The 13727-nt window shown below is 53.6% G+C and carries 11 protein-coding genes; 6 read left to right on the top strand and 5 right to left on the bottom strand.

Annotated features, from left to right (window positions below):
• Positions 1-44: 44 nt before the first annotated feature.
• Positions 45-1514: a leucyl aminopeptidase gene (locus RC85_RS09695; protein WP_068261792.1), complete on the bottom strand. Its 1470-nt coding sequence runs from the start codon at positions 1512-1514 to the stop codon at positions 45-47.
• 167 nt (positions 1515-1681) lie between these two features.
• Here RC85_RS09695 and RC85_RS09690 point away from each other — a divergent pair, with 167 nt between their 5' ends.
• Positions 1682-3532, top strand: coding sequence for a UbiD family decarboxylase (locus RC85_RS09690; RefSeq protein ID WP_068261789.1), 1851 nt, complete (start codon positions 1682-1684; stop codon positions 3530-3532).
• Positions 3533-3672: 140 nt separating this feature from the next.
• The gene (locus RC85_RS09685) at positions 3673-4479 is read left to right on the top strand and encodes an SDR family NAD(P)-dependent oxidoreductase (RefSeq protein ID WP_068261785.1); all 807 of its coding nucleotides are present in this window, start codon (positions 3673-3675) and stop codon (positions 4477-4479) included.
• 152 nt (positions 4480-4631) lie between these two features.
• Here the strand turns inward: RC85_RS09685 and RC85_RS09680 are convergent, their stop codons facing one another.
• Complete coding sequence (locus tag RC85_RS09680) at positions 4632-5879, bottom strand: amidohydrolase family protein (RefSeq protein ID WP_084422514.1); 1248 nt, start codon at positions 5877-5879, stop codon at positions 4632-4634.
• Positions 5876-6904 carry a hypothetical protein gene (locus tag RC85_RS09675; protein ID WP_160148216.1) on the bottom strand — a complete coding sequence of 343 codons (1029 nt, stop codon included), beginning with the start codon at positions 6902-6904 and terminating at the stop codon, positions 5876-5878. The genes RC85_RS09680 and RC85_RS09675 overlap by 4 nt, the downstream gene beginning before the upstream one ends.
• A 202-nt stretch (positions 6905-7106) precedes the next feature.
• On the opposite strand from RC85_RS09675, the gene RC85_RS09670 reads away from it, so the two are divergent.
• The 3 genes from RC85_RS09670 (at position 7107) to RC85_RS09660 (ending at position 9097) form a co-directional block, all read left to right on the top strand.
• Positions 7107-7922: a Spy/CpxP family protein refolding chaperone gene (locus tag RC85_RS09670; protein ID WP_068261780.1), complete on the top strand. Its 816-nt coding sequence runs from the start codon at positions 7107-7109 to the stop codon at positions 7920-7922.
• 147 nt (positions 7923-8069) lie between these two features.
• A complete protein-coding gene (locus RC85_RS09665; RefSeq protein ID WP_068261846.1) occupies positions 8070-8438 on the top strand; it encodes a VOC family protein in 369 nt (122 codons plus the stop codon).
• Between the two features lie 221 nt (positions 8439-8659).
• Positions 8660-9097 (top strand): Hsp20/alpha crystallin family protein, encoded by a 438-nt coding sequence (locus tag RC85_RS09660; protein WP_068261776.1) that lies wholly within the window; start codon positions 8660-8662, stop codon positions 9095-9097.
• A gap of 76 nt (positions 9098-9173) precedes the next feature.
• Here RC85_RS09660 and RC85_RS09655 read toward each other — a convergent pair whose 3' ends face one another.
• Both RC85_RS09655 and RC85_RS09650 read right to left on the bottom strand, forming a co-directional pair.
• Positions 9174-10373, bottom strand: a complete 1200-nt coding sequence (locus RC85_RS09655) for a metallophosphoesterase (RefSeq protein WP_068261773.1) — start codon at positions 10371-10373, stop codon at positions 9174-9176.
• The gene (locus tag RC85_RS09650; RefSeq protein ID WP_149752991.1) at positions 10370-10894 is read right to left on the bottom strand and encodes a SixA phosphatase family protein; all 525 of its coding nucleotides are present in this window, start codon (positions 10892-10894) and stop codon (positions 10370-10372) included. Before RC85_RS09650 ends, RC85_RS09655 begins: the two co-directional genes overlap by 4 nt.
• A 116-nt stretch (positions 10895-11010) precedes the next feature.
• Between RC85_RS09650 and RC85_RS09645 the strand changes: the two genes are divergently transcribed.
• Entirely contained in the window at positions 11011-12384 is a 1374-nt protein-coding gene (locus RC85_RS09645) for a PQQ-binding-like beta-propeller repeat protein (protein WP_235033443.1), read from the top strand.
• Positions 12385-13727: the final 1343 nt, after the last annotated feature.

Raw genomic sequence — 13727 nt, 5'->3', positions numbered from 1 at the left:
AGCTTGTTCCGGCCTACGTTGTTACATCGCACCAAAAGTATTCGCTAAGCCGGAAATTCTTCGATCAGTCGGACCAACGTTTGCACCATCACACCCGTGGCCCCAGCATCGCGGTGCGGTTTGGCTGAATCGACGAATGCGGGGCCGGCGATATCGATGTGAACCCATGGGACGTCGCCAACGAACTGTTCCAAGAACTTCGCTGCCGTGATCGCCCCGCCCCATCGGGCTTCGCCGACGTTCTTGATGTCGGCAACCTTGCTCTTGATCTTTTCGTCATACAGTTCAAACATCGGCAACTGCCAAACCGGTTCATCTTCCTTCTTGGCCGCTGCGATTAGCTGATGACAAAGGTCGTCGTTATTGGTCATCAACCCAGCAACTTCGTTACCAAGAGCGACCATGCAAGCGCCGGTAAGCGTTGCCAAGTCGATCATCGCACGCGGTTCGTGTTGAATCGCGACATCCAAAGTGTCCGCCAAGACGACGCGACCTTCGGCGTCCGTGTTTAGAATTTCCACCGTCTTGCCGCTGCGAGTTTCGATCACGTCACCCAATCGGTAACACGTACTCGAAACCATATTCTCGGCCAAGCCGCAAAAACCGATCACGTTCTGTTTTAGCTTTAGTTGAGCGATCGCTCGCATCACGCCAAAGACGGTTGCTGCACCGCCCATGTCGCACTTCATCGCTTCCATCCCGGCACTTGGCTTCAGCGAAAGTCCGCCACTGTCAAACGTGACTCCTTTCCCGACGATCGCGATCGGTGCTTCGCTGCCGCCGCCGTTGTATCGCATCATCACCAATCGTGGCGGCTTGGACGAACCCGCGCCAACAGCCAAGATCGCGCGACAACCTTCGGCCAGCAATTTCTTTTCGTCCCAGACCTCAACCTCGATGCCAACTTCTTTGGCCAATTCGATCGCGGCATCCGCAAAGGTTTCTGGATAGATCTTGTCCGCCGGTTCATTGATCAGATGGCGAGTCACGTTGATCGATTTGCCGATGTCTGAACCCCGTTCAAAGGTCGCAGCATCAATCCCGCTGAACAGAATTTGCTCGGGCATTTTTGCCGCGGGATCGGATTGATAGATAGCCTGACCCTCCATCCCAAAAATCGCTCCGCTAACAACACGATCACGAGCGTCTGACTTGGCACATTCCGCAAGCGTGATCAAGACCTTACCGCGATTACGGTCCGACAATTTCCGAACCGCGGTGCTGGCCAGATCAAACGCTGCTCCCCGGCCGAGTTCCTCGTCACCGGTTCCAATGACCAAGATCATCGTTGGCAATGAAGCGTCCGCCGCGACCGGTTTTGGCGATGCAATCAAAGAAACCTCGCCAAGTTTTCCACGCAACTGTTCGGCTTTGACTAGTCCAGTGATCCAGCCGCCGGTCGCTTCGTCGATTTGCTTCAGCGTTGGCGACAGGCTTCCATCGGCTGAGAGCCCAACGACAACCGTGTCGATGGATGAATCAAGCGGTGAGTCAGTGATTGCGAGGTTTGTCATGGTTTGTCAGAAGTCATTTCGAGGAAAACGGCAGTGCCGTCAATGGAGCATCAGTTTCACTTTTCGACGCCGTTAGTCTAAAGCCAGATTCCCGGTTATCCTAGCCACCGAAACTTGTCTCACCGACAGCCTGACCGATTGCTCTCTGACCAGGAAAACCACCGCTCGTGAAGCACCGCTGCACAGCCGATGTCGTCAACGATCTACGACGCGACAACCGACTGATTGAAATTGACGATGAAATCGATCCGAACTTAGAAGCGGCTGAAATCCAGCGCCGCGTCTATGCGTCTGGCGGGCCGGCGTTGTTGTTCAACAATCTGAAAGGATGTCAGTTTCCGGCCGCGTCGAACCTGTTCGCCTCCTTGGACCAAGCTCGTTATCTGTTTCGGCACACGCTGGAAAACGTTCGTCGCTTGGTCGAGATCAAAGTCGATCCAGCGGCTCTGCCCAAGCGTCCATTTCGGTACGCGGGCGTTCCGTTTACAGCGCTGCACATGCTGCCGCGAAAAACTCGGTCCGGCGCGGTTCAGGCGAACGAATGTCGGATCAGCGATCTGCCGCCGATCAAGTGTTGGCCCGACGATGGCGGAGCGTTTGTGACGCTGCCACAAGTGCTGAGCGAAGACCCGACCGCGGTTGGGAACTTGATGCGAGTCAACCTGGGGATGTATCGCATTCAATTGACGGGCAACGAATACGACATCGATCAAGAGATCGGCTTGCACTACCAGATCCATCGCGGCATCGGCGTTCATCATCAAGAAGCGATGGCACGGGGCGAACGGTTGCGAGTCGCGATCACGGTCGGCGGATCGCCAGCGATGTCGTTGGCCGCTGTCATGCCGCTGCCCGAAGGATTAACCGAGTTGACGTTCGGTGGCGCGTTGGCTGGTCGAAGGATTGCAATGATCAAATCGAAGAAGGGTTCACCGCAACCGCATGCGCCGGTCTACGCCGACGCCGACTTTGCGATCATCGGAACCATCGATGCCGATTCGATGAAACCCGAAGGCCCGTTTGGCGACCATTTGGGCTACTACAGTTTGAAGCATGATTTCCCGGTCATGAAGGTCGAAAAAGTTTGGCATCGTGACGGTGCGATCTGGCCGTTTACGGTCGTCGGACGACCACCACAGGAAGATACAACGTTCGGTCAATTGATCCATGAACTGACCGACCCGATCATTCCATCGGTCATCCCGGGTGTCAAAGCGGTTCACGCTGTCGATGCAGCAGGCGTCCATCCGCTGCTGTTGGCGATCGGCAGCGAACGCTACATGCCTCATTTGAAAACCACTGAACCACAAGAACTATTGACGCAAGCCAACGCGATCCTGGGCAACGGACAACTATCGCTGGCGAAGTATCTATTCATCACCGACGATCCAGATGACCAGCTAAAGATTCACGACATCGAAGCTTTTCTGCATCGTGTCTTGCAGCGAATCGATTGTCGCCGCGACTTGCATTTCCATACCCGAACGACCGTCGACACGTTGGACTACAGCGGGACTGGTTTTAACAGCGGTTCCAAGGTCGTCATCGCTGCGGCCGGGCAACCGATCCGTGAATTGCCAACCGAAATTCCGACCTCTTTGAATTTGCCGAGTGATTTTGCAAATCCAAAGATTGTGATGCCAGGTGTTTTGGTGGTCAAGTCGCCAAAGTGTCGAACGGAAGAAGATCGCCGGCACTTGCAGCAATTCGCAAACAGCTTTGGAACCGAATCCCCGATCAATCAGTTTCCAATCGTGACGTTGGTTGACGACAGCGAGTTCGCGGCACGCAACTTAAACAATTGGTTGTGGAGTACGTTTACGAGAAGCAATCCTGCGATCGACATTGACGGCATCGGTTCGGCCATCATTGAAAAGCACTGGGGCTGCGCAGGATCAATGGTCATCGACGCGCGAGTCAAACCGCACCACGCACCGCCGTTGATCGAAGACCCACAAGTGATCGCAAAGGTCGATGCTAGGGCGGCGCGTGGCGGGCCGCTGGCGAAGTATTTGTGATCCTCTGGCCTTTAGGCCTCGGGCGTTTCCGCTTGGCCCGGCCGCTTACGCGCCTGCGGCTCACTTTTCATTTTCAAAATGTGAAAATCCCCGGACGCCAACGTGATCACGTAGACTTTTCAGCCTGATAGAGTAGTTGCATGACAACACTTCAAGAAAACTACCACACCGACAATCCGGTTGCATTGATCACCGGCAGCGGCGCACCACGCGTTGGTCGAGCGATCGCGCAGCACCTCGCTTCGTTGAACTGTCACATCGCACTGCATGCCAACACTTCGGTTGATGAAGCCAACGCGGCCGCGAAAGACATTGAATCGGACTATGGAGTTAAAACCATCGTCACCACCGGTTCGTTGGAAGACGAGAACGTGCCAGATCGGTTGGTTGCTGAAACGGTTCAAGCGTTTGGCCGCATCGACATCTTGGTCAACAGTGCCGCAATCTGGAGTCCCACTTCGTTTGAAGAAATCACTGCGAGCGAGATTCAGCGGTACTTCAATATCAACACGTTGGCGTCGTTCCTGTGTGCTCGCGCGGCAGGCGTTCAGATGGCGAAACAGACCTGCGGCGGATCGATCGTCAACATTGGTGACTGGGCGACGGTTCGGCCTTATCTGGAACACGCCGCGTATTTCCCCAGCAAAGGCTCGATCGAGGTGATGACCCGATCGCTTGCCGTGGAACTTGCGCAATACAACGAGTCAATTCGCGTCAATTGTATTCAGCCCGGTCCCGTGATGTTGGCGGACGACGTCAGCGATTCTAAAGCAAAAACGATCGCGTCAAGCACTTTGGTCGGACGTGTCGGCAAAGCCGAGAACGTCGCACATGCGGTTCAGTTTTTATGCGAAAACGATTTCGTCAACGGAATCTGTTTGCCGGTCGACGGAGGCCGCAGCATCTTCGCGCCCGACGGCATGCAGGTCGGGATGAACACGGGATAGAGGAAACGACAATAGTCTTCAATCAACGTAGGCCGGAACAAGCGGTAGCGCAGTTCCGGCAATTGCATTGGTCGTTTTATGAATCAGTGTTGGATTGCCGGAACTGCGCCGAAGCGGCTTGTTCCGGCCTACGACAATTCATCCTACGAAGACTAACCGATGCAAACTGGATTTCCGCCAGTCGCAAAGTCGCGGTAGAGTTGTTCGGCCGACGACGCGTTGGTCGCGACCTTGATCAAGCCTGGTTGTGAACCCACTGTAATGCGTCCGATATCTTTTCGGCCCAGTGCATCTGCTCCGTTTTGGGTCGCCATTGCGATCACCGAAGATGGCTGCAAGTCCGTGCGATGATTCAGCAAGAACTGGACTTCTCCCCAAAGGTTCAAGTCTGGATTGCTGGCTCGTGAATCGGTTCCTAATGCAACCTTGATGCCAGACTTCGCCATCTGTGCGACAGGATGACGATCAAATCCAAAGTGTCGATGGGTGCGTGGGCAGAAGACCACACTCAAGTTGGCAAACTGCGACAACGTATCAATTTCTGATTGCCGAAGATCGTTGCAATGCACAAGCAAACCGCGATGACATGCGGATAGTTGGTTGATCAATTCAACAAACGGTGACTTCTTTGAAGTCGTAGCTTGCGGGAAAAGCGATTCATCGAACACGCCTAGACGTTTTAATGATTCAGCCATTGGACCGGTTCCGTTGATCAGTAATTCGCGTTCGCTCGGCGATTCCGCAACGTGCATCGCAAGCGGTCGCCGGTGCTTGGCTGACCACCTAACACAGCGGTCGATCGTGTCGGGCAAGGTCGAATAGGGCGCGTGAGGACTGATCGCGGCGTGCTCCATTAATTGCGTTGGTCCTGAATTCGATCCATCGCAAATCGCGTGCGATTCTGCCGCGGCGAATCTTTCAGCGGACCGCTGGGCACTTAGCCCAATGACTTCGCAAAAGTGAATCGTCTCCAACGGGAAATCCAAAACCGACGGATCGATGTCTGGATACTCGATAGGCGGCGTCGTGATCTCACCGAGCAAGCGAACGCCAGCTTTTGCCGATTCGAGTATCCCCTTCCGAATTGCGGAAACACGTTGTGCCACCGTCGTTGCACCGCGAGCGGCGATGACCTGGCCAATCCAGTCCGCTAACTGGATTCCTGGCTGTCCAACCGGTTGATCAAACATGGAAAATTCAAGGTGCGTGTGAGCGTTGATCAACCCAGGTAAGATCGCGACATCACCAAAATCGGTTGCCTCGGTACCGGGCGATCCGCTTCCGATTTCAACGACGGTTTCGCCCTGTCGTCGAATCCAACCACGTTCGATCGGCTCGCCTTGAACGGGGACAATCCATCGAGCGGTCAGAACTTCTCTGCGCGTTGATGTTTTACTCATTCGCCGACCGTCGATGGCAACATGAACAATAAAACATGACGATCTACTTGCACGGCAGTCTCGCTAGAAAAGCTCTTGCCGATGTAGGGGATTTTCCCAAGCATGGGCGTTGGCGACTGCTGCGTTGTGGTAAGTGTTGCAGTGATAAAAGGATCGATAAGCAAACACTGGTTGGCTGATAAGGTTGCCGAGACATTGACCGATTGCGTTTGCTGGACGGGAACTTGAATCACGGGTGTCTGATCTAGAGCTGTCTTTTCCGAACTCTGCGGCAACTTGATTTGTTTAACGCTGGTGATCGCCGAAGAATTGATTTGGGCCGTAAACCGCATCGATTCTTTTTCCGATACGGCCAGCATGCGAATCTTCATGCCTTCTTCAAACGTTTCGACTGTGCCGCTTGCGGTGGACGCGTCAAAGCCGATGACATAGGGACGTTCGACCACGTCATTCATCTCAGCGACATTTCCGTTGATCAACATCATCGCGGGCGATCGCTTGATCGACGTTGGATCGGCTTGACCTATCTGGGAAAGGATTTGGTCGGAAACGGACCGATCAACGACTGCCATTGCGCAGGTCGTTGGCGAGCGAATCGCAACGGTGCTTTGGATCGCGTTGCCGATCGTCGCAATTTTCATCGTCGACGAACTCTCGCCAGTAAGTTCGATAGGCGGCAACGGATCGACTGAAGTTTGAATCGAGAAACCTGGGGCTCCGACATTCCGGTAAATCGAGTTTCTGGTTTCCTCATCGACCATCAGCTTGATGGTGGTGACATGAATTTGAATCCCGTGGTTGTGCGATGCGGTGACGACGCTCGCGTTGGATCGATGATTCAAATGCACCGATGACTTTGCGTGTACCTGATCGACACTGTTTGGATTCGTGATCGTCAATTGGCCTTGGGCTGTCACAGACATGCTGACCAAAATGAAGACCAATCGAATCGCTGAGACCATCCAAGGCGACCATGACGTTGCGGAGCGACAGAGGGTTTCAGCGGGCTTTTGCGTACGATTCATTCCCGTTTCGTAACAAAACCGGCATCCTGGCGTCAATCGGCCCGGGATGGAGGCATTAGAACGAGCCATCGCGGCAAACATGTTAAGTTCTGGTACCGAGTTTTCTGATCAGAATTCGCGAAACCTAGCATCATTCCGTTGGTTTCATCGCTGGAACGTTTAGTTGTTCACTTCTCTATCACATTCGTGGAAAGAATCGAAAATGAAATTCACATCTTCGCTCGTTGCTCTGATCGGCGTCACTTTGGCTATCGCCGCGTTTTGCCCTCCTTCTAGTGCCCAAGACGAAAGAGGCCGCAGAGAAAACGGACGTCGTGGAGGTGGCGGCTTTGGTGGTGGTGGTTTTGGTGGTGGTGGCTTTGGTGGTCCGGGGGGCGGCCCCGGCGGTGGTGATCCGATCAGCGGATTGCTTCGTAGCAAAGAAGTCCGTGAAGAACTGAAGATCACCGACGAACAGATGGAGGCGATCAAGAAACTGTCGGAAGCTAGTCGTCCCAAGCGACCCGAAGGCCTCAATTTCCGCGAAATGAGTGAAGATGATCGATCCGCTTTCTTTAAGAAGATGCAGAAAGAGCAAGCTGAACGAATTGCTGAGATGAAAGAGCAACTTGAGGAGGTGCTGTTGCCGCAGCAGATCGAACGAGCCGAACAGATTGCACTTCAAGTCCAGGGCGCTCGAGCACTCAGTCAATCTGATGTCGCTGAGAAGCTTGGGATCACAGAACAGCAACAGCAGGAGCTAAAGGAAGTGCGAGATTCGCTACAAGATGGCATGCGGGAAAAAATGCGTGAGATGTTTTCCGGTGGCGACCGCAACGGCATGCGAGAAAAGATGATGGAGATTCGCAAGGAGATGGAAGAAAAAGTTTTGGGAGTTCTGACATCAGATCAGAAAGCAAAGTTTGAAGAAATGAAAGGCGACCCATTCGAGATGCCTGAAAGAATGGGCAGAGGCGGCGGACGTGGCGGCCAAGAGGGGCGCCGCGGCGGCAAACGCAACCGCCCAGAAAGCGAATAACAGAGCCCGACGTAGCACAGAACTTGTTCCGTTTTCTGCGAACCACGCCCGCCATGCAACGGAATCGATTCCGTTCTACATTCCAGTTTTTACAAGCCGAGGATCACTGATTCTCGGCTTGTTTCGTTTACGTTATCCTTGTTCTTTATGAGCAACGTTAAACAACTTGACCACGTCGCCTTGCATGTCGCTGATGTAGAAATCAGCGTCGTCTTTTATCGCGACGTGATGGGCTTTCCACCACTCGATCGCCCCGCGTTCAATTTTCCGGGTGCCTGGTTTCGACTTGGGATCACCCAAGAACTGCATCTGATCGGCGATCGATCTGATCCCGTTCATTCTCATCACCGCGGCGGACATTTCGCGATCGCGGTGGATTCGCTAGACGAATGGGAAGCCCGTTTCGATGCCGCCGGTGCAAAGTGGTTGCCTCGCAAAATCCGACCCGACGGAGCGATGCAGACATTTGTTAGCGACCCCGACGGCAACTGGATCGAGCTGTGTGTTCATGTGTAAATCAGCAGCGACGATTGGTGGGGTTGGTTTGTTCGGGGAAATGGGTGGCGTTTTCAAGTGATACTCCGGTGCAAAGAAATGGTTGCATGAGCCAATCATTGGCACGCCCGTTGCATTATGGGGTTAACCAGATTGATCACCGCCAAAGTGACAGCCTGGTTTAGATCAGATTGGCGGCGGTTGATTGGCCAATAACGTTTTGAACACAGGAGATCTATACGATGAACAATCAAACACGCACCTTCGCAAATCAAGCACTTGATGCCGTGGGGCATGACTTGGAAGGACTCTTTGACCAACTTTTCTCACCCGCCAATGGAGCAAAACGACGTAGTTGGGCACCACCGGTTTCGGTTTGGGAAGAGGAAGGTTTGTTCGGCGTTGACATCGAATTGCCTGGCGTTTCGATGGACGATGTTGAAGTCACGTTCGACAAAGGACAATTGAAGATCGAAGCCAAACGGGAACGCCCTGATCACGAAGGCCGTAGCTATCGGCATGACGAGCGAGTCTGGGGCGAAATGTCTCGGTCGATCAAGGTGCCCGACACCGTCGATTCCGAAACGATCCAGGCAAGTTATTCTCAGGGGCAACTACAAGTTCGCCTGCAAAAACGCCCGGAAGTGCTGCCGCGAAAGATCGAAGTCAAAGTCGATTAGAAACCAGCGACAATGATTGCATCATGGCAGCGAGCGGCAGGTGCCGTTTGCTGCCATGTCTGGTTTGCGTTAAACGCTATCCCGGACCGCCAGCACGTCTTAACACCAACAGCGACAGTTCAGGTCGGCAATTGATTCTCAACAAGTGAGTGCCGCATAACCCGCGGCTAACGTGCATCGTCGTTGGCGGTTTGAAGAAGTCACCCGATGCGAAACGACTGCCGTGGTAACTGGGGCTTAGCAGCGGTCCCGCCAGTGGCAATCTTCCTTGGCCGCCGTGCGTGTGGCCGGCCAACATCAATTGGACGTCGTGGCGTCGTGCCCAACCGATTTGATCGGGACTATGGCTGACCAAAAACCGAAACTCTTCTTCACCCTTTTGCTGGATCACCGGTCGTTCATACCATGGATGTTCGTTGCCGATCATCAACGTCGGCACACCTCGAAGATTAGTTCGTAAACTACGGCTTCCCAAGTCCGTCCAACCGGCTCGATCCATCGCTTCGCGAGTTTGCCAAGAATCAACCACCCGCGTGTCATGATTTCCCAACACGTAATAGCAACCGTCGGTCGCCTCGGCTGCGCCAAAAATGTCGCCCAACCAGTCGATGCAGGATTGCTTGTCGATAATGTCGCCCGTGATCGCCATCAGGTCCGGCCCCCACGCGGTCGCTCGTTGGACCGCATAGCGAGCAAAGTCGGGATGCACGTCGCCGGTCAAATGAATGTCTGACAACTGGGCTATTTTGTAGCCATCCAAAGCCAGCGGCAAACCGACCACGGGCAATTCAATCGTGTCGATTGAAAGTTCAAACAATTGATTTAGCGGCAGGCGCGATTCAATCTTGCATTTCTTTGTTAGAGCCAATGGCACATTGCAAACGCGGTCCACGGAAACCACTTCACTTTTCTTTTTGACCTTCACCCATTCCAAACCAAAGATCGGACGAAAGATCAACCACGGAATGCCAAGCACGACGTAGGCAGCCAGGCAAACGATTCCATATCCGATCAAAGCCAAAGGCAACGACGCATCACCGTCACCGCGAATGACAGCCACCTGGCCCATCCATCGATCGGACAGTGCTTGTTGATTCAACCACCACACAATCGGTGGCAACAAAATCGTGTACAGAAACATCACCTTCACGATTCGCTTGACGGTCCGCCGAGCCATCCCGACGCCGTTGATGCGGTTGTACAGCGACAGCATCAAACCAAAGTGCCCGAAGAACACCGCGATCAAGACGATCCGCCAAATCGTTACGGAGATCACAGCGATTGAGAATCCGTTTGGGTGTCATCAAGCGAAGGCAGAGCCTTGGGACGCATCCAGGTTTGGTACTGCCAACGATTCGCCTGATCCGCTTCTGCATCCTGACCGGCAAAGACAGCGACGGCGGCCGTTGGCATTTGAATCGACTGATCGGCCAAGTGACTGGTGATCGAAGAGATGCCAGGATTGTGTGCGATGACCAGCAAGCGAGATGTGGACTGAAGTGCTTCGCCGATCAAATTGAAAATCGTTTCGGGACTCGAAAGATACAGGCTCTCGCAGACGGTCAACTTGGGTCGGTTTTCCCAAAGCGGCAACATCAAATCAGCCGTCTGCATCGTTCGCGTTGCAGACGAACAAAGAATCACATCGGGAACCGAATCAATCGAATGCAGCCACCTGGCCATCCGTGGTGCGTCACCTTTGCCGCGTCGATTCAGCGGTCGATCGTGATCCGAAAGAGAACGGTCGTCCCAGTCGCTCTTGGCGTGACGCATCAGCAATAGTCTGGATGAACTCAATGTTGTCTCTTATTTCCGTGGGGTGTGCCGATTTTGCCTCACAGATTCTATACTTCATGGCACGCCTGTCATCATGCGACCGGCATACCCCAACCTTTTAAATGCAAGAGAACACGATGCGAGATCGATTATTCACAAATTTGACGTTCTTTTGCCTCTTCATCGCGATCGGCTTGGTGACTGATTCCAAGCATTCCGCGGCCGACGAATGGCGCGGGTGGATGGGGAATGATCGCGATGGAGTCTATCGCGAAACGGGCGTAATCGATCAGATCCCAGAGGACGGCTTGGAAATCAAATGGAGAACGCCCGTGGAAGGCGGCTACGCGGGACCAGCGGTTTCCGATGGAAAAGTTTTCGTCTTCGATTACGTCAAAGCGTCAGGCTCGGCTTTCAATCATCCCACATCTCGGGTCAGCCTTTCGGGCAACGAACGGTTAATGGCGTTGGACCAGCAAACAGGTGAACCGATTTGGGAACACACTTACGAATGCGTTTACAACATTTCTTACCCCGCCGGCCCGCGTTGCACGCCCACGATTGACGAAGATCGCGTCTACATCCTCGGCAGCCAAGGCGATCTACGATGCCTGGATATCAACGACGGAAGTTTGATCTGGAAGAAAAGCTTGACCGCCGACTTTTCAGCGGAAGTTCCGTTGTGGGGTTTTTCTGCACACCCTTTGATCGAAGGCGACTTGCTTTACACGATGGTTGGTGGCGACGGACAAGCGGTCGTCGCGATGGACAAGATGACGGGTGAAGTGAAGTGGAAAGCAATCGACGACACAGCGGGATACTGTCCACCGTCAATCGTCGACTTCGGTGGCAAGCGACAATTAATGGTCTATCACCCGACCGCAGTTACCAGCTTGGACCCGACCGACGGAAGTCAGCATTGGACGATCCCAATCAAACCCAGTTACGAGATGTCCATCAATCGCCCCATGGTCGATGGAAACAAAATGTACGTCAGCGGAATTCAATACGCAGCCGTGTTGATCGAACTTAGCGGTACTGCGAACGACGAATCTAGCGATGATTCCATTACTGCAAAAGAAGTATGGCGAAGCGAAAACAATGAAGCCGTTCACTGTGCAAACTCAACACCGATGTTTGTCGACGGCATCATCTACGGAGCCGATTGCAACAAGGGTTCACTGATCGCGGTCGACGCGAACGACGGTACTCGTTTGTGGAAAACCTTTGAAGCAACCCGACCCGACGAAAAGCGTTTCATCAAGCACGGAACCTGTTTCTTGACTCGAATGGGAGAGACCGATCGCTATTTGATATTCACGGAACTGGGTGACCTGCAAATCGCCAAGCTCACGCGTGACCAATACGAAAACTTGGGCAGCTTTCACGTACTCGAACCGACCGGCGAAGCGTTCGGCCGCGATGTCGTTTGGAGTCACCCCGCGTACGCCGACCGAACCGCCTACATCCGCAACGACAAAGAGATCGTCGCGGTCAGTTTGGCTAAATAGAACCATTGAAAGCTCGACTTAAAACAATGAATCATTGATTGAATCGAGTTTAGGTTTGTATTCAGCTTCCCTCCGCGCAAGCTCGGCAGCCAATTCCGCTCGTTCCGATTCATCGGCGAGCGATGTTTGAAGTACGAGAAATTACACCATCCAAACGCCCGCCTGCCAAAGAGCGAAGGCCTAGCGTAAAAACCATGTTAGGCGATGTGCTGACATCACGCCAAAGCATCCATCACGCCGAACGCAGCGTTAAACGATCATCCAGCGTGAAGAATGAACCACAGAGGCACAGAGAACCACAGAGTCGATGTTGGACGCGAACAAATTCTCTGTGACCCTCTGTGTCTCCGTGGTTCAATCCAGTCAGCACCATCGGGCTCAGCTACGGTAAAACCGAAAAGTTATTTCGGGACAGTAAAAGTAGGCCGTAGCGAGTGGAGCGAGTTACGGCAGGGCCTCAGTCGCGTACAGCCAATCATGGACTGACCCCCGTCGTGCCCAGCTACGGCAAACCGAAAAGTTATTTCGGGACAGTTCCAAAAGTAGGCCGTAGCGAGTGGAGCGAGTTACGGCAGGGCTCCAGTCGCGTACAGCCAATCATGGACTGACCCCTGTCGTGCCCAGCTACGGCAAACCGAAAAGTTATTTCGGGACAGTTCCAAAAGTAGGCCGTAGCGAGTGGAGCGAGTTACGGCAGGGCTTCAGTCGCGTACAGCCAATCATGGACTGACCCCTGTCGTGCCCAGCTACGGTAAAACCGAAAAGTTATTTCGGGACAGTTCCAAAAGTAGGCCGTAGCGAGTGGAGCGAGTTACGGCAGGGCCTCAGTCGCGTACAGCCCAATCATGGACTGACCCCTGTCGTGCCCAGCTACGGTAAAACCGAGAAGTTATTCCGGGACAGTTCCAAAAGTAGGCCGTAGCGAGTGGAGCGAGTTACGGCAGGGCCTCAGTCGCGTACAGCCAATCATGGACTGACCCCCGTCGTGCCCAGCTACGGTGAAACCGAAAAGTTATTTCGGGACAGTTCCAAAAGCCAGCATCGCCTAACGGAAGGTTTTTACGACACCGCCGTTGCGATGCCATTCAAGTTCGAACGACCAAAGATTCTACCAATGAAGCGAGGCTTAAGGAGCGAGCGGGGAATAAGTGTCGGCTTTCGCCGGGGACGTCGTATTAATTACTGCCGGATTGGTGTCGTCACTCCTCCCGAGGGAAGTCGAACAAAGAAATGCAAATTGTCGTTGATCGATCCGCGATCATAACGCTGGTGAATAGTCCCGGAGGGCCGGAAGCTCTCTGCCGGGGATGTAAATCCCCGGTTGGCAGCTTTATATCTCACCA

This window comes from Rubripirellula obstinata, assembly GCF_001642955.1.
Lineage (GTDB): Bacteria > Planctomycetota > Planctomycetia > Pirellulales > Pirellulaceae > Rubripirellula > Rubripirellula obstinata.
The sequence above is the reverse complement of the archived record's forward strand: the minus strand, read 5'-3'. Positions and strand labels throughout refer to the sequence as shown.